Annotated in this window: 15 protein-coding genes; 9 read left to right on the plus strand and 6 right to left on the minus strand. The window is 53.3% G+C overall.

Annotation, left to right across the window (positions count from 1 at the left end; translation table 11 throughout):
* Positions 1 to 2: 2 nt before the first annotated feature.
* Both BLX24_RS20160 and BLX24_RS20165 read left to right on the plus strand, forming a co-directional pair.
* Positions 3 to 1,946, plus strand: coding sequence for a glycoside hydrolase family 97 protein (locus BLX24_RS20160; protein WP_229201855.1), 1,944 nt, complete (start codon positions 3 to 5; stop codon positions 1,944 to 1,946).
* A gap of 4 nt (positions 1,947 to 1,950) precedes the next feature.
* Positions 1,951 to 3,153: a glycoside hydrolase family 88 protein gene (locus BLX24_RS20165; protein WP_071505007.1), complete on the plus strand. Its 1,203-nt coding sequence runs from the start codon at positions 1,951 to 1,953 to the stop codon at positions 3,151 to 3,153.
* Between the two features lie 2 nt (positions 3,154 to 3,155).
* Here the strand turns inward: BLX24_RS20165 and BLX24_RS20170 are convergent, their stop codons facing one another.
* Positions 3,156 to 4,187 (minus strand): LacI family DNA-binding transcriptional regulator, encoded by a 1,032-nt coding sequence (locus BLX24_RS20170; protein ID WP_071505008.1) that lies wholly within the window; start codon positions 4,185 to 4,187, stop codon positions 3,156 to 3,158.
* A gap of 404 nt (positions 4,188 to 4,591) precedes the next feature.
* Between BLX24_RS20170 and BLX24_RS20175 the strand changes: the two genes are divergently transcribed.
* The 4 genes from BLX24_RS20175 (at position 4,592) to BLX24_RS20190 (ending at position 12,424) form a co-directional block, all read left to right on the plus strand.
* Complete coding sequence (locus BLX24_RS20175; RefSeq protein ID WP_071505009.1) at positions 4,592 to 5,185, plus strand: RNA polymerase sigma factor; 594 nt, start codon at positions 4,592 to 4,594, stop codon at positions 5,183 to 5,185.
* Between the two features lie 578 nt (positions 5,186 to 5,763).
* Positions 5,764 to 6,888 (plus strand): FecR family protein, encoded by a 1,125-nt coding sequence (locus BLX24_RS20180; RefSeq protein WP_071505010.1) that lies wholly within the window; start codon positions 5,764 to 5,766, stop codon positions 6,886 to 6,888.
* Positions 6,889 to 7,086: 198 nt separating this feature from the next.
* On the plus strand, positions 7,087 to 10,677 hold the full coding sequence (locus BLX24_RS20185; RefSeq protein ID WP_083422082.1) for a SusC/RagA family TonB-linked outer membrane protein: 3,591 nt from the start codon (positions 7,087 to 7,089) through the stop codon (positions 10,675 to 10,677).
* Between the two features lie 16 nt (positions 10,678 to 10,693).
* Positions 10,694 to 12,424, plus strand: coding sequence for a RagB/SusD family nutrient uptake outer membrane protein (locus BLX24_RS20190; RefSeq protein WP_071505012.1), 1,731 nt, complete (start codon positions 10,694 to 10,696; stop codon positions 12,422 to 12,424).
* A 72-nt stretch (positions 12,425 to 12,496) separates the two neighbouring features.
* Here BLX24_RS20190 and aac(6') read toward each other — a convergent pair whose 3' ends face one another.
* Positions 12,497 to 12,940: an aminoglycoside 6'-N-acetyltransferase gene (gene aac(6'), locus BLX24_RS20195; RefSeq protein ID WP_071505091.1), complete on the minus strand. Its 444-nt coding sequence runs from the start codon at positions 12,938 to 12,940 to the stop codon at positions 12,497 to 12,499.
* 90 nt (positions 12,941 to 13,030) lie between these two features.
* Here aac(6') and BLX24_RS20200 point away from each other — a divergent pair, with 90 nt between their 5' ends.
* The 3 genes from BLX24_RS20200 to BLX24_RS20210 all read left to right on the plus strand — a co-directional run bounded on the left by BLX24_RS20200 (position 13,031) and on the right by BLX24_RS20210 (position 15,985).
* Positions 13,031 to 13,780 carry a helix-turn-helix domain-containing protein gene (locus BLX24_RS20200; protein WP_071505013.1) on the plus strand — a complete coding sequence of 250 codons (750 nt, stop codon included), beginning with the start codon at positions 13,031 to 13,033 and terminating at the stop codon, positions 13,778 to 13,780.
* Positions 13,781 to 13,803: 23 nt separating this feature from the next.
* Positions 13,804 to 14,946, plus strand: coding sequence for an FAD-dependent oxidoreductase (locus tag BLX24_RS20205; protein WP_071505014.1), 1,143 nt, complete (start codon positions 13,804 to 13,806; stop codon positions 14,944 to 14,946).
* 694 nt (positions 14,947 to 15,640) lie between these two features.
* Positions 15,641 to 15,985, plus strand: a complete 345-nt coding sequence (locus BLX24_RS20210; RefSeq protein ID WP_071505015.1) for a hypothetical protein — start codon at positions 15,641 to 15,643, stop codon at positions 15,983 to 15,985.
* A gap of 75 nt (positions 15,986 to 16,060) precedes the next feature.
* On the opposite strand, the gene BLX24_RS20215 is transcribed toward BLX24_RS20210, so the two are convergent.
* The 4 genes from BLX24_RS20215 to BLX24_RS20230 are packed head-to-tail and all read right to left on the minus strand — an operon-like array spanning position 16,061 to position 19,982.
* Entirely contained in the window at positions 16,061 to 17,176 is a 1,116-nt protein-coding gene (locus BLX24_RS20215) for an ABC transporter permease (RefSeq protein ID WP_071505016.1), read from the minus strand.
* Between the two features lie 33 nt (positions 17,177 to 17,209).
* A complete protein-coding gene (locus BLX24_RS20220) occupies positions 17,210 to 18,319 on the minus strand; it encodes an ABC transporter permease (protein ID WP_071505017.1) in 1,110 nt (369 codons plus the stop codon).
* 21 nt (positions 18,320 to 18,340) lie between these two features.
* The gene (locus BLX24_RS20225; RefSeq protein WP_071505018.1) at positions 18,341 to 19,075 is read right to left on the minus strand and encodes an ABC transporter ATP-binding protein; all 735 of its coding nucleotides are present in this window, start codon (positions 19,073 to 19,075) and stop codon (positions 18,341 to 18,343) included.
* Positions 19,068 to 19,982: an ABC transporter ATP-binding protein gene (locus BLX24_RS20230; RefSeq protein WP_310590795.1), complete on the minus strand. Its 915-nt coding sequence runs from the start codon at positions 19,980 to 19,982 to the stop codon at positions 19,068 to 19,070. The genes BLX24_RS20225 and BLX24_RS20230 overlap by 8 nt, the downstream gene beginning before the upstream one ends.
* Positions 19,983 to 19,989: the final 7 nt, after the last annotated feature.

Genomic DNA, 19,989 nt, shown 5'->3' on the forward strand with positions numbered 1-19,989 from the left:
TTATGCGCCAGAAACCATATCTGTTCTTTACCGGCATCCGGACCTGCGGGATGCTTTTCGGCTGGCTGCTGGCGGTCTCCGCTACTTTTGGCCAACAATCATCCCTGCCGGTTGTGCAGCTACAATCACCGGACGGAAAGCTGGAACTAACCTTCACCCAGCAGGAAATCAGCCCCGGCAAACGCCGTCTCTCCTACCATGTGAACTACGGAAAAAAGGCGGTCATTCTGGAATCCGGCCTCGGCGTTCAGGTCGATAACCACGTGTTTGAACACGCCATGGCCCATAAAGTTACCTCGCCCCCCGGCTCGCTGGGCGCAGGCTGGTGCGACAATCTGGTCCTGAAAAACATTGTCCGGACGTCAAAAGACACAACCTGGAAACCCGTTTACGGCGAGCGTAATCAGATACGCGATCAGTATAATCAGGTAGCGGTTCAGTTTACGAAAGAAGACAGCCCTGATTACGAACTCACCATCATTTTCCGCGCCTACAACGCCGGTGTAGCCTTCCGCTACTTTTTTCCGGAACAGTCCAAAGGCCTGTATTACCGCGTGATGGCCGAAAACAGCGAATTCACCCTGCCCGAAAACACCAGCGCCTGGCATACGGCCTGGGCGCAGGGCCCCTACCAGACCCTGCCGCTGGCCAACTGGCCCGAAACGGCCGAAAGGCCCTTAACGCTGTCGCTCCCCAACGGACTCTTCGCCAGCCTGGCCGAAGCCGAACTGACCGACTATGCCCTGACGAAGTTCAGTCTGTCGACGACAAAGCCTAACACGGTCGTTACGTCGCTCTACGAAAGCGTGGACCTGATGTCGGATGTCGGTACGCCGTGGCGCGTAATTATGGTTGCCGAACGGCCGGGACAACTACTCGAAAACAACGACATCCTGCTGAATCTCAATCCGCCCGCTACCGTCGCCAATACCGGCTGGATTAAGCCCGGCAAACTGATGCGCGAAGTAACGCTGACGACCGAAGGCGCTAAAGCCTGCATCGACTTCGCGGCGGCCCACAACCTGCAATACATCCTGTTCGACTGGAAGTGGTATGGCCCGGCCTTTTCTTTCAATTCCGACGCGCGGCAGGTAGTCGCTCCCATTGATATGCCCGGTATAATTGCTTACGGCAACTCGAAAAACGTAGGCATAATCCTGTATGTCAACCTACAGGCCCTCTACAAACAGATGGACGATATTTTCCCGCTCTACAAAAAATGGGGCGTCAAGGGGGTGAAATTCGGATTCGTCGAGGTGGGCTCTCACCGCTGGATAACCTGGCTGACAGAAGCGAAACGGAAGGCTCTGGAAAATCAGCTGATGGTTAACATACATGACGAGTACCGGCCCACCGGTACCAGCCGCACGTACCCGAACGTAATGACGCAGGAAGGTATCCGGGGCAATGAAGAGTTTCCGGACGCCACCCACAATACCATTCTGCCTTTTACCCGCTACATTGCCGGCGCCGGTGATTATACCATCTGCTATTACGACAAACGACTGAAAACCACCCATGCGCATCAGCTGGCCATGAACGTCATCTCTTACAGTCCGCTACAATCCGTCTTCTGGTACGACAAACCATCCCAGTATAACGGGGAACCGGAAATTGAGTTTTTTGCCAACGTACCCACCGTGTGGGACGATACGAAAGTGATTCACGACGCCATCGGCGAGTACGTGACCATTGCCCGGCGGAGCGGAGACGACTGGTTTGTGGGAACGATTACCAACAACGACGGACGCGCGCTGAAACTGCCGCTCCATTTTCTGCCGGAAGGCCGGACGTTTACAGCCCATATATACGCCGATGATCCGGCTGTTCAGACTAAAACGCAGGTCCGTGTCACCACCCGTCGGGTGAAGGCCGGGCAAACCCTGGACCTCACACTTCTCCCTAAAGGTGGTCAGGCGATCTGGCTGACCCCTGAAAAAAAATAAACTCATGAAACGAACGATATTGGCCGGTGGCCTTGCCCTGAGCGCGTTTATCGCTCCTCCGTCTCTGAACGTTGATGCACAGCTGAACTACTGCGTCGGGCAGGCGACGAAAACGGTGGCCTCCCTGCCCGAAACCCCGCCGAACCTGCCCCGCAACATTCTGCCGGGTAAAACCAACTGGAATTATATCAGGTACACCGACTGGACAAGCGGCTTCTGGCCAGGTACTCTGTGGTACCTCTATGAATTCACCAAAGACGCAAAATGGAGAGCCAAAGCCGATTCGTTTTCCCGCGAATTAGCACCGCTGGCCCGCCAGAAAGCCATTGATCACGACATTGGTTTTCAGATGTACTGTAGTTTCGGCAACGGACTCCGGCTGACCCGCAATCCGGCATACAAACAGTTGTTACTGGCTTCGGCAGATACCCTGGCCACGCTCTTTAACCCGAAGGTTGGAACCATTCTGTCATGGCCGCGTTCGGTGCCGAACATGGAATGGCCGCAGCATAACACCATCATGGACAACATGATTAATCTGGAGCTCTTATTCTGGGCATCGAAAAACGGGGGAGGCAAACGGTTGTATGACATGGCGGTTTCGCATGCAGCCACTACAATGAAAAACCATTTCAGGCCCGATTACACTTCGTATCACGTAGTGGTGTATGACCGCGAAACGGGCCGGAAAATCAAAGGGGTTACCCATCAGGGCTATGCCGACCATACGATGTGGGCACGCGGTCAGAGCTGGGCGATCTACGGCTATACCATGACTTACCGCGAAACCAAAGATCCTGTTTTTCTGAATTTTGCCCAAAAGGTAACGGATGTCTACCTCGAACGCCTGCCGGCTGACCTGATTCCCTACTGGGATTTTCAGGCCCCGGATATCCCGAATGCCCCGAAAGATGCCTCAGCCGCTGCCGTCACCGCATCGGCCCTGCTGGAACTGTCGACGCTCGTTCAGGACAAAACCAGGGCAAAACACTACCGGACCCGCGCCGAACAGATGCTGGAGCGTCTGTCATCGGCACACTACCAGAGCCGTTCGGTAAACGACGCGTTTCTGCTGCACAGCACGGGCCATAAACCCAACAACAGCGAAGTCGACGCCTCAATCAACTATGCTGACTATTACTACCTTGAAGCGCTGCTCCGCCTGAAAAAGCTGCGCGCCGGGAAGCCGGTTCTGGCAACACTGTAGGGTTATACCACACCATTCCGCAACGAAGATTCCCGGATGATCAGCTGCGTGTCGAAGACAATTGTCTCTGCCCGAACGCCTTCATCCGGGTTTTCTATCTGATGCACCAGCAGCCGCACCGTTTCCCGGGCCATCTCGGCAATCGGCTGGCTGATACTACTTAACGTCGGCGAAAAAAAAGCGGAAACCGGCTCGTTATTAAAACTGACCATAGCCACATCGGCCGGTACCGAAAGCCCCTTCTGCTGCATCGCATACAATGCCGGGTAGGCAATGCGGTCACTGATTGCCACCACCCCGTCGGGTGGCTGAGGCAGGCTCATCAGCGATAAGGTTTGTACAATGGTGTTTTCGCTGGTGTAATCACAGTTACGGATATACTGCTCACCGGCCACCACCCCGTATTGGGCTGCCGCCTTCAGATACCCGTCGATCCGCTGCCGGCTCAGCACCAGCCGGGCGGGGCCCGCCAGAAACCCGATCCGTTGACAACCCTGCTTAATAAGGTGTTCGGTAGCTTTAAACGCCGCGGCCTGATTATCGACAATGACCCGCGTCGTGGCCAGGCTTTCGGCGGTCCGGTCAACCAGCACAACGGGTATTTCCCGCTTCATGAGTTTTTCGACATGGTCCAGATGTACCGTATCACGGGAGAGGGAGATAATCAGCCCTTCGACCCGGCTACGCAACAGGTTTTCGATACAGACCGTTTCCCGCACATACGATTCGTTGGTTTGGGTAACCAGCACGCTGTATCCGGCCTGCATCGCCGATTCTTCGATGCTGTTGAGCATGGCCGAAAAATAGTGGTAACTCAGGTTCGGAAAAACAACCCCGATTGTTTTGGTCCGGCTTTTCACCAGATTTTTGGCCAGCTGGTTTGGCTGGTAATCCAGCTCCTCCGCCAGTTTCATTACCGCATTCCGCGTCTCCGGATGTATCTCCGGCATGCCTCGTAATGCCCTTGAAACCGTTGAGATCGAAATGTTTAATGAACGGGCAATGTCTTTAATGGTTACCGGTGAGTTTTTCATAGTGGTCAGCTGTCCGTCAATTATCACTAATCCAATATTTCCGGTCTGCGCAACGCCTGATCACAGCCCAGCCTGTCATCTTCAAGTGAAAATTGTACTGGAAAAAATTTAATGATTTACCGTAAATGTAGCTCTCTGCAAACGTTACCGCAAACGTTTGCAGAGAATTAATTCACCGATTACCCCTTCATAGACCCGGATAGCCGTTGACAAATTGTACTTGACTAGTATATTAGTATAACATATTCAGGAATCACCTCCAGACACGGTTATTGCCCGAATCACTACGTCTGGGGAATTATACCCTGAAATTGCATTATACCTATATAACACACAGACAAGGAGGTTTACTCCTCCTTGTTTTTACAGGTACCTGTACGAACTAACTTTTGACTTTTTCAAGTATGGAATCCTCAACGTCCATTCCCGCGGATGAAGTGCTGATGGCGCAGTTGTGGTCGCGTTTTAAGCAAGGTGATGAAAAAGCATTTGATCAGCTTACCCAGGCCCGCTACCGGCTGCTGTTTAACTATGCTATCCGGTTTACGAAAGACCGTGATCTGATCAAAGACTGCCTGCAGGATCTTTTCCTTGAACTCTGGAACCGCCGCAAAGCCGTTGTCGAGACTCCTTACGTAACCATTTACCTGATCAAGGCCTTACGGAACAACCTGTTCCGCAAGCTTAAGAAAGAACAGGACTGGCGCTCATCGCTCGAAAACGGCATTGAACCGGAAACCCCGGTTACGGATGAATACACGGCCGAGCTGGACTGGATAATGAGCGAAGAAACGGCCGAAACCGAGCAAAGTCTTCGGAAAGCCGTTGATCAGTTGCCGAAACGGCAGCAGGAAGTGGTATTTCTTAAGTTCTATCAGGGCCTGTCGAACGATGACATTGCCCGGGTCATGAATGTGGAGAAGCAGACCGTCGCTAACTTTCTGTACCGCGCAATGATGCAGCTCCGCACCTGCCTGCCCTCCCGGATTTTCAATTAACAAAACTTCATATCTAAGTGCTTGGACAAACCTCAGAAGACGTCTTTTTTGTAGTGAACCCGCTAAAGAATGCCCCACTCTTCGCAGGAGTGGAGCACCTTTAACGGCTGGTTTACGGATGTCGATACCACTCGATCAACATCGCAAAGCCAGTACGTATCGCGCCAAAGATTGTTTGTATCAATAGCTGATACGTTTTGAGCCACTTCAGGAATTGTGCTCCTCACTGGTTCTGTTTCGCTCTCTTCATAGTGTGATATGAGTTGAGTGCGAAGCAAACGCCTCCACCTTCGGGGAGGCTTCGGGCTGATCGGCTGCTGCTAACAGTTGATCAGCACATCAAATTAATTTTTTTCATATAAAACCCCGATCTGGTGCCAGGTCGGGGTTTCTGTTGGATTAGGCTCCCCTTTCTGGCCTATACGGTTTTGATTCCGGCCTTTCCTGACGCATTTTTGTCCTGCCAGTATACGCGGCCGCTGGCTTTTCTAAAAAAATCACAAAAAAATTCGTGTTGGAGAGTATTACCCCCGGCAAGTGATCTATTTCAAGGTAAAGAGGCCGTTGCAGACTAAAACATGCCTGATTATATCCATTATACGTTTGATGACTTCGTTCAGGACGAGCGGTTCCGGAACTGGGCCCTGACAGACCCGCCTGCCGACCGTGAGTTCTGGAGCAGCTGGTTACAGGCTAACCCCGACAAGCTCGACCTCGTCCTGGCGGCAAGGCAGTTTGTGATCAACATGCACCGCGCACACGATGAGTTGACCGACGACGAGTTCAACACTGAACTAAGCCGGATCCGGATCGCCAGGGAGCAATCGCCGGTTGAGGAGGTGGCTGTCCGTCCGAACCGCTCCGGCATGTGGCTGCGTGTAGCCGCAACCGTTACCCTGATTGCCGGTCTGGGAGGCTGGTTTTACTGGTACGGAACCGATGCACGGTCACCGGTAGCGGGTTTTAAGCAAATGGCTGCACAACAGGCAGGCGGGGTTAAAGAAGTGACCAATGACGAGGAAGCGCCCAAACAGGTCCAACTACCCGACGGCAGTCAGGTAACCCTGAAAAAAGGAAGCCGTATCAGCTTCCCGGCCATGTTTGGTCCGCAGGAACGCAGCGTTTTTCTGGTAGGAGAAGCCTTTTTTGACATCGTCCGCCGGCCAAAGCATCCGTTTCTGGTCTACACAAACCGGCTGACCACCAAGGTGCTGGGTACCAGTTTTACGGTTCGTGCCTACGAAGGGGATAAAGCCGCCCGGGTAATTGTCCGGACGGGCAAAGTATCAGTTTTTACGACCGGGCCAGGCAATCAGCCGGGGGCAATTGACACGGAAAATCCGGCGGTCATCCTGACCCCGAACCAGCAGGTAACGCTTGAAGACAAACAGTTGAAGCGCACCCTCGTCAGCGACCCGGTCCCCGTTCTGAAGCCGGTAGCAGCCGCAGAGGAAGCGGCCGTTAAAGCGATGTTTTTCGACCGGACGCCGGTGGTCAGTATCTTTAAAAAACTCGAATCGACCTATGGCATCATGATTAATTATGATGCGGATCTGCTGTCCGGCTGCGAACTAACCGCCGAATTCAGCAACGAGAGTTTCTTTGACCGGCTGGATCTGATCTGCCGCGCCACCGACTCCCGCTTCGAGGTTATTGATGCCCAGATTGTTATTTACAGTAAAGGCTGTCGACAGGCCAAATAAATACCCGTTTTCTAAACCTGTACTTCTATGCACAGAAACCGCTAGTCGCTGACACATTATCACTTCACAGGCAGGCAGTCGTTACCGGCATAAGTCCTTTTTTGGTTAACCTCTCTACTTCTTTCAGTTGGTTTCGGAGCCCGCCTGGCCGGGTAAGGGAATCTTTTTGCTAAAACTTTAGATCCGTTCAATATTTTTATGGGTACATATACAGAACCAAGGGTGATTTTCCGAAAAATCATGCGCATGACTTTTTACCAGATTCTGCTGTTCGTCTGGTGCTCAACGTTTGTCCTGGCCTATGACGGTAACGGACAGGAAGTGTTGAACCGGCCGATTTCGATTACCATTGAAAACCAGCGCGTCGAACAGGCCATCAGGCAAATTGGCCGGCTGGCTTCAGTACGGTTTATCTACAGTCCGCAACTGATACGTGCCGACCGGAAAGTAAACCTTTCGGCACAGGGACAACCCCTTTCTTCCGTGCTGAACTCGTTGCTTTCGCCGCTCGACCTGACCTATGAAGTGGTTGGCTCTCAGATTATTCTCCGGAATGCACCGCCCCAGCCCGCGCCGCGCGCCGGTGATCATAAAGAGGCAATGGCAGCACCGGCTCCCGCCGACCGGACACTAACCGGGACGGTCTATGACGATCAGAACGTGGCGTTGCCGGGGGTGTCGGTAAGCATCAAAGGGACCACACGCGGCACAACCACCGATGCGGCCGGTAAATATACCCTGACGCTCCCGGATCAGGGTGCAGTTCTCATTTTTTCGTTTGTCGGGTATGTCACCAAAGAGCTCACCGTCGGTAGCCAGACCCAACTCAACGTCACTCTGTCGGCAGATACCAAAAACCTGAACGAGGTGGTTGTCGTCGGGTATGGCACTCAGAAAAAAGCGACGCTCACCGGTGCGGTTGCCACCATCGACGCCAAAACCTTCAACGACCGTGGTGTGGTCGATAACCCGTTATCGGCGCTGCAGGGCCAGGTACCGGGCGTTGTCGTTACCCGTTCGTCGGCTGCTCCGGGCCGCGCCAGCTGGAACTTTCAGATCCGGGGAGCCACGTCGACCAACGGTACCGAACCCCTCGTTCTGGTTGATGGTGTTCCCCTCAACAGCCTGAATGCGTTGAACTCCATTAACCCGAACGATATTGATAACATGTCGTTTCTGAAAGACGCGTCGGCCGCCATTTACGGGGCCCGCGCTGCGGGTGGTGTGGTGCTGGTAACGACCAAACGGGCCAAAGCAGGAAAAGTACAGATCCAGTATGACGGGTCGGTATCCCAGAAAAACATTGGTCTGCAACCTCACCTGCTGAACGTACAGCAATTCGGCCAGGGCCTGGTCGACGCGCTGACAAACGACTTTTACGGAACCCCACCGAGCACTAACCTCTGGTATCGCCTGGGTCAGTTGCAGGTAAATCCGCCGGCTTCGGGCTACATTGACCTGACCGTTTATAACGGCCAGCCGGCTACCCCTTCGGCCAACCCGCTTAATCCCGGCTTCGGAGACGTTAAGGACCTTACTTTTTTCAATACCAACTGGGTGGATCTGCTGTGGGGCAAAGCAACCTCAACGCAGCACAACCTGAGTGTGTCGGGCCGGAGCGAAAAAGCCGGCTACCGCGTGTCGCTGGGCTATCTGAACGATGGCAGCCTGTTGAAATGGGGCCAGAACTCAAACTCCCGCTACAACATCCGCCTGACCCACGATTACCAGTTTACCAACCGGTTTAAGCTCGAAACCAACATCTCCCTGGAGAAAAACGACATTATTCAGCCTACGCTGATCGGGGCCGTGATGGGCCAGTACCAGCAGCCCGGCTTTCCGGTATCGACTATCGACGGAAAACCCTATGCCTGGGGAACGCAGTACAGCCCGAACTGGCAGGCCGAACTTGGCGGCGAAAACAAGGAATACAACAACCGGGTGTTTACCAACTTTAAAGGCACCTATGAGTTTACCAAAAACCTGAAACTCATCGGAACAGCCGGCTATAACTGGGCCGCTACCGACATTAAGGAACAGCAGAAAGCGATCTCGTGGTACAACTATACCGGCACCATTCAGGCCGCCGACAACCCGACCCGGCCAAATACGTATTATCAGCGCCGCCTGATCAAAGACTCGTATTTTAACCTGAATGCGTATCTCGATTACGCCAAAACGTTTGCGGTCGACCACGACGTGCAGGCAACTGCCGGCATCAACTACGAGCGGGACGAACTCAATGCGTATCAGGGCCGTACGACCTATATCGCTAACGATAATGTGCCATCGCTGAACCTCGGCATTGGTGATAATACGACTAAAAGTGTCACGGAAAGTCAGAGCCATTACGCCATCGGTTCGTATTTCGGCCGTCTGAATTATGCCTACAAACAGAAGTACCTGCTCGAAGCGAATGCCCGTTACGATGGCTCGTCTAAATTCAGTCAGGCCAACCGCTGGAAGCTTTTCTACGGTTTCTCGGGCGGCTGGCGTTTATCGCAGGAACGATTCCTGCAGGATGTTTCGTTTCTGAACGAACTGAAGCTGCGGGGTTCGTATGGCACGGTCGGTAACCAGAGCGGTATTGGTCTGTACGATTACATTCAGTTGCTCAATGTGAGTGCTACCGGTGGTGCCACCAGCTCGGGTTTCCCGATTATCGGCAGCAGCCCGGTTGTGTATGTCACCCCAACCGGAACACTGGTCAGCCTGAACCGTACCTGGGAGCGTATCGAAACAACAAACGGCGGTCTTGATTTTTCGGTACTTGACCGGCGGCTGTCGGGCAGCTTCGATTATTTTATCAAGCACAACCGCAACATGCTCATTGCGCAGGCGAATCCGGCCGTGCTGGGCGCAACGGCTCCGAACGCCAACATCGGCCACCTGAAAACATGGGGATGGGAGCTCACCCTCAACTGGCAGGATAAAATCGGTGCACTGGGGTACCGCATCGGGGGTAGCCTGACCGACAATAAAAACGTACTGGTAAGCTACGGCGGGACAAACATCATCGCCCAGGGCTTCAATGGTACTGTTGAAGGGTATCCGATCGGCTCGTATTTCGGCCTCGAATATGCCGGACGAATCCAGACACAAGAGCAACTGGCTGCTTACCGCCCGCTGGCGACCGGCAACAACATCAGCATGCCGATCACAACCGGGACTCTCCCGGGCGTCCGGCTGGGCGACAACATGTACCGCGACCTGAACGGCGACGGCAAGCTTACGGTCCCCGGCGATCTGAAATTCCTGGGCCGCGACGATCCGCGCTATACGTTTGCCATCAATGCGGGCCTGACCTGGAAAGGATTTGACCTGACGGCCATCTTCCAGGGTGTCGGTCAACGGACGATTTTCCGCGAAGGCAACTGGAAAGTGCCGTTTGGTTCGATTTTCCAGGCACAAACCAACTTCTGGTGGGGCAACACCTGGACGCCGTCCAATACGGATGCCTATTACCCGGTGCTGTCGGCGGGTCAGAATGCGACTACCTACAACAACTATAATTACCAGATTTCGGACTGGTCGGTTGAGAACGGAGCCTATATCCGGCTGAAAAATCTGGTCGTGGGCTACACCATTCCGGCGGTGATCAGCCAGAAGGCAGGTATCGACCGGCTGCGGGTTTACTACTCGGGCAACGACATCTGGGAAGCTTCACACATTCGTGATGGCTGGGATCCGGAAGCCACCCGGAGCGTCGGCCGTGCCAACAGCGAATCGGGCATTACCCGTTATCCGTTCTACCGGCTTCATACCGTTGGTGTTAATGTAACCTTCTAATCCTTGCTGTGATCTCATGAAATTCAATCATACACTTGTCAAATTACTGGTAATCGGTGCGCTGAGCGTCTCGCAGACCAGCTGTAATAAAATGCTGGATCTGACCCCGCTGGATCAGCTCTCGGATGCGTCTTACTGGAAAAGTGCCAATGACTTTATGCTGGCGGCCAATGCGTTCTATACGTATCAGCGTACCTTCAACGACGTTGTCAGCGACCAGCCCCATGCTGATCTGCGGGGCGATATCATGGCGGGTCAGAATGCCTTCAGCCGTGGTCTGAATACCGTTCCGACAACCGATGGCAGCTACAATACCGCTTACAGCCGTATCCGGACCATCAATTATTTACTCAACAAGGCACAGACATACCCTACACCGGCCGATATTAAGAAGTATGTCGCCGAAGCCAAATACTTCCGTGCCTATGTGTATTTCGATTTATTGCAGCTGTATGGCGGGGTGCCCATTATTGATAAACTGCTGGCACCCGACTCGCCGGAATTGCAGGCACCGCGTAATTCGCGTGACGAAGTAGCCGATTTCATCATTAAAAACCTGAACGAAGCCATTGCGGATCTGCCGGGCAAAGCCGATCAGACGGCGGCCGAAGCAGGCAGGGTCAACAAAGAATCAGCCCAGTCGTTTCTGAGCCGCGTAGCGCTGTTTGAAGGCACCTGGCAGAAATTCCGCGACAACGCATCCCGGGCAAATACCCTGCTCGACATCGCCGTTTCGTCAAGCGGAGCCGTTATTTCGGGCGGCAAATACAGCCTGTTTGCCCCCGCAACTCTGGGCGACTCTGCGCAGAAGTACATGTTCATTCTGGAGAATCAGAAATCGAACCCCGCCAACATTCAGAAAAGCGCGAACAACGAATACATTCTGGCCAACCGCTACGACCAGACCTTACGCCAGATCCGGCTGAACGTTACCCACAGCCAGCTCGGGGCCGATCTGTCGGGCAATTTTGTCAATCTGTACCTCGCCAAAGACGGTCTGCCCATTGAAAAATCGCCGCTGTTTAAGGGGTATGCTACCATGAAATCCGAGTTTGAAAACCGCGACAACCGCATGCGCTATAACATGATGATTGCCGACGGCTACTACTGGAAGGGCAACGCCAACTGGCGGATCGACTGGACCGGGGGCGCTGCCGACCGTGCCAACGCCTTTACCTCGCCGTTTAAACCGTATTCGAACGGGGTGTCGGGGTATCACAACCAGAAATGGGGTGCCGAACGGCAGGTACTCGATAATGAAGAAGGCTATGACTATCCGGTTATCCGGTATGCCGAAGTATTGCTGAACTATGCCGAAGCCGTTTACGAACGTACCGGAACCATCAGCGATGCCGATCTGGATAAATCACTGAATCTTGTCCGGCAGCGGGTGAATAAGTCCATGCCGAAGCTGAGCAACGCCTTTGTCCAGGCCAACGGGCTGGATATGCGGGAAGAAATCCGCCGGGAGCGAACCATTGAGCTGTACCTGGAAGGCTTCCGCGTCGATGACCTGAAACGCTGGCATAATGCCCACGAAGTGCTGAAAAAGCCGGTCACCGGCATTCGCTGGAAAGGTACGGAATTCGAAAAACTCTGGCCCGCACAAGCCAACGTTGCGAAAGATGCCAACGGGGCTGTCATTGTCGATGCCAACCGCTCGTTCAGCGAAAAGAACTACCTGCTACCGATCCCGACCCAGCAGATTCAGCTGAACCCGAAACTGGAGCAGAATCCGGGCTGGTAAACCCATACGTTACGGAGTAGATATTCCAAAGCCGTACCGGAATCCGGTACGGCTTTTTTCAGGCCGGTCCGCTCAGATGGGTTTGATATACTGGATTACCCGTTCGACCTCCTCAAAGCCGGCCTTCCGGTGAAAAAGCTCACCGGCGGCATTCCCGAACGTGACATCTGATGCCAGTTCGGAACAACCGTGCTCACGGGCCCAGGCCTCGGCCTGCCGGATCAGTGCGTAGCCGATCCCCTGGTGCTGATACGCGGGACGAACATAGATCCCTTCCAGAAAAGCTACCGGACTAGCCGTGGCCCCCGGCACATAGTCGGTCCGCAGCGACAGGTCCATGAACCCGATAGCCTCGTTCTGGTCATTCCGCACGATGAATCCGTCCTGCGTCGGGGAGGCCAGAATTTGCCGCAGGATTTCCCCCATCTCATTCATTTCATCATCATCCGGCCAGAGTTCCAGCGCCAGCCGGGTCCAGTCGGGCAAGTCGGCCTCCGTAGTTCGGTTAATGGTCATACGGCGTGTTGGTTTATTTGTAAAAATACCCTGAATGAACAAAAACAGACGTAAAACCGGTTTCTACTGATATCATTCTACCCACAGCCCATGACACAGGAGTCCGGCTTTCTGAGCTGCCAACCCGTACCACAACTAGCTGATTTTGTCGAAAGTTTCTGGATGCTCACCAACCGGTCGGCAGACGATAAGCCGGTCATTATTTTGCCCGACGGCAGGATTGACTTGTCGGTTTCGTCGCTCCATCCTACCTATTTCGCCTTACTTGGTCTCGAAAGTCAGCCCGGTAAGGCACTTATTCAGGCCAACGAATGTATCCTGGCCGTCAGCTTCCGGCCTTTAGCCATCGAATATATTTTCGGCAAACAAGCAACCGTACTGGCAAACACATTCTACGCTGTCCCGACAATCGATTTTGGTTTCCCGCCCAATGCCGTACCCGACTTTGAGACCTTTGTAAACCGGCTTACCGGACAATTAATCAGCCGGTTGCCGGCGGCCATTGATCCACGAAAAAAACGCCTGTTCGACCTGCTTTTTTCGTCTGGCGGCTCCGTTAAGGTTGCGGCGCTAGCCAGTGAGATTGGCTGGAGTCAGCGACAGATCAACCGGTATTTTAACGAACATTTCGGGTTATCGCTAAAAACGTATTGCGACATTCTCCGGTTCAGGGCCTCGTTTGGTCAGTTAAAGGAAGGGCGTTTATTTCCGGAACAACACTTTACGGACCAGTCCCATTTTATCCGCGAGGTCCGGAAATATGCCGGGGTGCCGCCAAAGGAGCTTGCCCGCAATAAAAACGACCATTTTATCCAATTTTCTGTTTTGCCCGACCCCTAGTTTTGCCGTAAACTAGTCAGAAAATGAAACAGAAAACCAGACACATAGCCATCATCGGCGGTGGGCCGGGCGGATTAACGCTGGCCCGCCTGTTACAACAAAAAGGACTCAGCGTTACCGTATTTGAACGCGACGCCACCCCCGATGCCCGCCCGCAGGGAGCTACCCTCGACCTACACCAGGCCTCCGGGCTGGCCGCGCTCCGCGAAGCGGGTTTGCTCGGTGAATTCTACCGTCACTACCGGCCCGGCGCAGGCAAAATGCGGGTCGTTGATCACGAGGGCCATATTTTTCTCGATGATCACGATGGCCCTGATGCGGCAGAGGATCGTCCGGAAATTGACCGCGGACCGCTGCAAACCCTTCTGCTCAACTCACTGCGCCCCGGTACGGTTATCCGGGACAGTCAGTTTGTGGGTATGGAAGCCAAAGGCCAGGGCTGGCTGATACATTTCAAAAACGGTACAACCGCCGAAGCCGACATCGTTATCGGCGCCGATGGAGCCAATTCCAAAATAAGGCCCTATCTCACGGACTATAAGCCGGTGTATTCCGGCATCACTATTGTCGAGGGCAATCTTTATGAAGCGGCGAAAAACGCCCCGCTGTTGAATGCACTGGTCAACGGCGGTAAAGTCTTTGCCCTGGGACATTCTCAGTCGTTGATTCTGAGTGCCAAAGGCGATGGGAGCCTCTCGTTTTATACCGGTACTATGGTGCCGGAAACGTGGGTAAGCCAGTCGGGTATTGATTTTACGGACCGGCTCCAGGTACTGGCATGGTTTCGGGAGGCGTTCAGCGCGTGGTCACCAATGTGGCAGGAACTCTTTCAGAGCCATGGCCTTTGGTTTGTCCCAAGACCCCAGTACCACTTCCCGGCCGAGCAGCATTGGCCTTCCCGACCGAATCTGACCTTGCTGGGCGATGCCGCCCACCGGATGCCTCCCTATGCCGGAGAGGGCGTAAACATGGCCATGCTCGACGCACTGGAGCTTGCGCAAGCCCTCACCGGCGATTTTCCGGATCCCTTATCGGCCATAGCGGCCTACGAAGAGAGTATGTGGGCCCGTTCGGCAGAGACCACCAGAATGACGCTGGAACAAACACAATGGTTACATCAAGACAATTCTTTACACCATTTAATCAATTTATTTAACCATTTTTAAACTATTTTTCAAACTCAGATACTCTTTATCTGATAATCAGCACACTAACCCGCACAAAAAAAATATTGTGATTTAATTGTATGTGAAATTTTTCTTGCTGGTCCGAATTTTGATTGCATTATATTTCTTTTTTTTTGATTTATATTTACGCCATGGTAGTTAATGAATCACAAATGAAAAGGAATTACGGCCCGTTGATTGGCTTGTTAACGCTGATCATTGGTACGGCTGTGTTTTGGGCAATCATTTTTTTACTTGTCCGTTTCCTATAAATAAAGAGGCTCCCCCATAAACCGGTGAGCCTCTTTTACTTACATACCCATTAGAGACGCCTGCTTTACCTCACCGGTGCTACTACCAGAATCATGTCAAACAGCGTTGATCCTTCGAATTAATTCAGTATCGTTTTCCAGCGGAGCCAGTAACCCTTTCCGGTACTTCGACTCGTTTGTGTCACTGTGATTCGGCCGAAAAGCTACGTATAACTCAACCGACTCATTCGGTACCAGACGGTCTCTGAAATACTTCAGGTAATAGTTCTGATAAAATCCGACGGGGTAGTTAAGGTCACCTGTCGGGCGGGTGTCAGTTCTCTGGCTGCGGCCAGCGAAACGATACCTTAACCCCTCCTATTGGTCGGCTAATTGCACGAAACCTGCTATCTTGCAGCGGTTCCCAATAGTGCCGTTGCCCCATGAACATCACCAAAATTCTCACCTCAACATTCTTGTTTTTACTGGGCTCTTTCGGGCACTGGTATATCATGTACTGGCAGTTTAAGACCCCGAACTGGATCAAATCACCAATCCCTTACCTGTTAGCGCTGGGCTGTACGTGGCTCTGGATCAAAGCCTCCGACTATGGCGTAGCTGGCTTCAACGGCTCTATGTGGTCGAACCGGTTCCTGTTTTTTGTCACGGGTGTCATTGCCGGCAGTATCCTCTACCCCATTCATTATGGCCAGCCCTTCACGCTGAAAGTGCTGGTACAGTTGCTGCTGGCCCTGTCCATCATTGCCGTTTCGGTTCTCTGGAAGTAGATGCCCAAACAGACCTCCGCGAAACCTCACGCTCAACAACCTTACGTTTTCGGGTGACAACAGGCAGATGGCCACTTAGACCGTTTTCCGATAGCGGAAAGAAGCCAGTGCCAACACCCCGATCACCATTCCCGATAAGCTCAGAAACTGGATCTGCATGTCTTGCAGCGTACTGCCTTTCAGCATCACATTCCGGCCGGCTTCGATGATGTAGCGCAACGGGTTTATGATGTTGAGGTACTGCGCCCACTGCGGCATGTTTTCGGTTGACGAGAATAACCCGCTCAGCAGAATAAACAGGACCATCATAAAAAAGACAGCAAACATGGCCTGTTGCTGCGTTTCGGAAATTGTCGAGATGAGCAGGCCGATGCCAACACACAAAATCAGAAAAAGCAGGGCAAAGCCATAAATCAGGAGCGGGCTGCCAACAACCGGTATGTTAAAGGCCAGTTTTCCGAGGATCAGCCCCATGGTAAACTGGACCAGCCCGATCACGACAAACGGGGTTAGTTTGCCCAGGATAAATTCATGCTTCCGGATAGGCGTTACATTCAGCTGCTCCTGGGTGCCGATTTCCTTTTCCCGCACAATGTTCAGGGCCGAAATCATACCCCCGACAATGAGCAGCAGCTCAAACAGAATGCCCGGCACCATAAACGTCTTATAGTCGAGCTGCGGGTTGTACCAGTATTGATTTTCAACATCGATCTGCACCCGTCCCGCCGGTATTACGCCCATGGCTTCTGTCCGGATGGCTTCGTTGAAATCACGGAGTATGGTCTGGGCGTAGCCGAGTGCGATACCGGCCTTTGACCCGTCGATGGCATTGACCATTAGTTGGACCTGCGCCTTGTTGTCGCGGGTCAGGTCCCGTTCGAAATGGCCGGGCACCACCATGACCAGATCGACCGTACCGGCCTGTAGTTCACGGTACGCCTGCTTGTAGGCGGGCAGATAACCGACGAACCGGAAGTTGCCGATAAACCGGAATTTACCCGTCAGGCGTTGGGCGTAGGTTGTGTGATCCTGATCAACCACGGCAATGTTCAGGTCTTTTACCTCAAAATTAGCCGCCAGCGACAACAGAATCAGCTGCATCATCGGGGCGGCCAGCATCATCCGCAACAAAACTTTGTTACGGAAAATCTGCCTGAATTCCTTTTCTATGATAAACTGTATACGGTACATGATTGATGTCTCTAAATCGTTCCGGCCGTTCGGTTAGCCTAGTCTCGTTTTCAAATTGCGCAGGCTGACCGCATTAATCAGGGTCGACATGCCCGCCAGCACCAGCGTTTCTTTCCACAGGTATTGCAGCCCTACGCCCTTGATCATGATCCCTTTAACAATAGCGATGAAATACTTCGCCGGAATGATGTTTGAGATGATTTGCAGTGGCTTCGGCATACTTTCGACCGGAAAAATAAAGCCCGACAGAAAAATGGTCGGCATCAGCATGATCAGCAGGGAGGCAAACATGGCCACCAGCTGGGTGTCGGCAATGGTTGAGATCAGAATACCGATTGAGAGCGCCAGAAAGATAAACAACAGGGTCTCGGCCAGCAGCAGGGCGAGGCTGCCGTTGAGCGGAATGCCCAGCAGATGGATGCCCAGGACAATGATCATGCAGCCGTTCAGAAACGACAGCAACAGGTAAGGCAGCACTTTACCAAACAGAATCTGTATCTGGGTCAGCGGCGACACCATCAGGACCTCCATGGTGCCGGTTTCCTTTTCGCGGGCAATCGTTACCGAAGTCATCAGCGCCGACACGAGCAGCAACACCATCGCCATCACCCCCGGCACAAAGACAAAAGCCCCTTTCAGCTCCGGATTAAAAACCATCCGCGACTGTACGTCAAGCTGCATCGGCGGATTCATCCCGGCCGGATTCAGTTCGGCGCTGTAGCTCTGGATAATGTTGGTGGCATAGTTGGTCAGGCTGATGGCCGTATTTTGCTCTGAAGCGTCGGCCAGCAACTGAATCTGCGCCCGCTGGTCATGCGCTACCGCAGCCGTAAACCGGGCCGGAAACACGACCACCATTTTCACCTTCCCTTTCCGGAAAGCCGGTTCAATCGCTTTGTAGCTATCCAGCTGCTGTTCGAGCCGGAAATACCCCGAAGACAATAACCGGCTGATTATCTGTCGGCTGTGCTGACTGTGATCCAGATCCAGTATCGCAATTCTTGCATTCTTGATCTCGTTCGTAAGCGCAAACCCGAACAGCAACACCTGCACAAACGGCAGGCCGAACAGGATCAGCAGGGTTCGCCGGTCGCGCAGAATATGATAAAATTCCTTTTTAACAAAAGCGAAAAATCGGTTCATGATGGCTGCTTGTCTATGTCGCTACTTCGTTGAGGTACCCCGCGCCAGAATCTGAAACACGCCATCCATCGAATCGACGCCGAATGCCTGTTTCATCGCCGCCGGTGTGTCCAGGGCCTTAATCCGCCCGTCGACCATAATCGAGACGCGGTTACAGTATTCGGCTTCATCCATGTAATGGGTCGTGACAAAAATGGTCGTGCCACGGTTGGCGGCTTCATAAATCATATCCCAGAACTGCCGCCGCGTGATCGGATCGACCCCGCCGGTCGGTTCGTCGAGAAAAACAATCCGCGGATCATGCACGAGGGCGACCGAAAAAGCCAGCCGCTGTTTCCAGCCAAGCGGCAGCGAAGCCACCAGTTTATCCGCGACGGTACCCAGTTCAAGCGTCTGAATGATCTCGTCGGCTTTGCGGCGCAGTTCTGTTTTGGGCAGGCCATAGATCCCGCCGTAAAACCGGATGTTCTCCCGCACCGTCAGATCTTCGTAAAGTGAAAACCGCTGGCTCATGTAGCCAATGACCTGCTTGATTTGTTCGGTCTGCCGGTACACATCGAATCCGGCAATCGTCGCCGAGCCCGAAGTTGGCTTCAGCAATCCGCACAACATCCGGATGGCGGTTGTTTTACCCGCTCCGTTTGCGCCCAGAAAACCAAAGATTTCCCCCTGCGCCACATCGAATGTGATTTCATTGGTAGCCACAAAATCGCCGAAGCGTTTGGTGAGCTTATCAGTACTGACTGCCTTATCCATGATCTTGCATGAGTGCCATAAAACTATCTTCAATACCCGCCTTAATGGGCTTAATATCAACAAACTCGTGTTGTTTGCCGGTCAGATAGCCGTGGATGGTTCCGGCTGTCACCGATGGCCGGGTGGTCAGGTGCAGGTATTCGCCGAACGCATAACAGGTTTCGGTAAACGGTGCCGCCCGTAAATCCTGAATCAGCCGGTAGGTATCCCGTGCCTTAACGGCAAACAGCGGTTTCTGAAACAGGTTTTCAACACCCCCGGGCGTATCGACCGCCAGTATCCGGCCCGTCTGCATGAGCGCAATCCGGTCGCATTGCCCTGCTTCATCCATATACGGCGTCGACACCAGAATGGTCAGGCCACGCTCGTTGAGCCGGTGCAGCATCTCCCAGAACTCCTTGCGCGACACCGCATCGACCCCCGTCGTCGGTTCGTCCAGAAACAGCACATCCGGTTTATGAATCAGCGCACAGCACAGGGCCAGTTTCTGCTTCATGCCCCCCGATAAGGCGCCCGCCCGCCGGTTTTTGAAGGGTTCCAGCTGCCCATAAATGTCACGGATCAGTTCATAATTAGCAGCAATCGTTGTCCCGAAAACGGTGGCGAAAAACGACAGGTTTTCTTCTACACTCAGGTCGGGGTACAGCGAAAACCGGCCGGGCATGTAGCCGATCAGCGGCCGCAGTTTCCGGAAATCGCGTACGACATCCAGGCCGTTGACCACGGCTTTGCCCTGGTCGGGGCGCAGGAGCGTAACCAGTATTTTAAACAGTGTTGTTTTGCCTGCTCCGTCCGGCCCGATCAGGCCAAAGAGCTCGCCTGCCTGTATCGTCAGCGAAACATCACTGACCGCCTGCGTGTCGGCAAAGGCTTTCGACACCTGTTCGATCTGTATAGCATCCATCATCTTATCG

Origin of the sequence: Arsenicibacter rosenii (assembly GCF_001870735.1) — a bacterium.
GTDB classification, from domain to species: Bacteria; Bacteroidota; Bacteroidia; order Cytophagales; family Spirosomataceae; genus Arsenicibacter; species Arsenicibacter rosenii.

Coding starts and splice junctions, on each gene's coding strand:
- BLX24_RS20160 (WP_229201855.1), top strand. CDS start 3: ATGCGCCAGAAACCATATCTGTTCTTTACCGGCATCCGGACCTGCGGG.
- BLX24_RS20165 (WP_071505007.1), top strand. CDS start 1,951: ATGAAACGAACGATATTGGCCGGTGGCCTTGCCCTGAGCGCGTTTATC.
- BLX24_RS20170 (WP_071505008.1), bottom strand. CDS start 4,187: ATGAAAAACTCACCGGTAACCATTAAAGACATTGCCCGTTCATTAAAC.
- BLX24_RS20175 (WP_071505009.1), top strand. CDS start 4,592: ATGGAATCCTCAACGTCCATTCCCGCGGATGAAGTGCTGATGGCGCAG.
- BLX24_RS20180 (WP_071505010.1), top strand. CDS start 5,764: ATGCCTGATTATATCCATTATACGTTTGATGACTTCGTTCAGGACGAG.
- BLX24_RS20185 (WP_083422082.1), top strand. CDS start 7,087: ATGGGTACATATACAGAACCAAGGGTGATTTTCCGAAAAATCATGCGC.
- BLX24_RS20190 (WP_071505012.1), top strand. CDS start 10,694: ATGAAATTCAATCATACACTTGTCAAATTACTGGTAATCGGTGCGCTG.
- BLX24_RS20200 (WP_071505013.1), top strand. CDS start 13,031: ATGACACAGGAGTCCGGCTTTCTGAGCTGCCAACCCGTACCACAACTA.
- BLX24_RS20205 (WP_071505014.1), top strand. CDS start 13,804: ATGAAACAGAAAACCAGACACATAGCCATCATCGGCGGTGGGCCGGGC.
- BLX24_RS20210 (WP_071505015.1), top strand. CDS start 15,641: ATGAACATCACCAAAATTCTCACCTCAACATTCTTGTTTTTACTGGGC.
- BLX24_RS20215 (WP_071505016.1), bottom strand. CDS start 17,176: ATGTACCGTATACAGTTTATCATAGAAAAGGAATTCAGGCAGATTTTC.
- BLX24_RS20220 (WP_071505017.1), bottom strand. CDS start 18,319: ATGAACCGATTTTTCGCTTTTGTTAAAAAGGAATTTTATCATATTCTG.
- BLX24_RS20225 (WP_071505018.1), bottom strand. CDS start 19,075: ATGGATAAGGCAGTCAGTACTGATAAGCTCACCAAACGCTTCGGCGAT.
- BLX24_RS20230 (WP_310590795.1), bottom strand. CDS start 19,982: ATGATGGATGCTATACAGATCGAACAGGTGTCGAAAGCCTTTGCCGAC.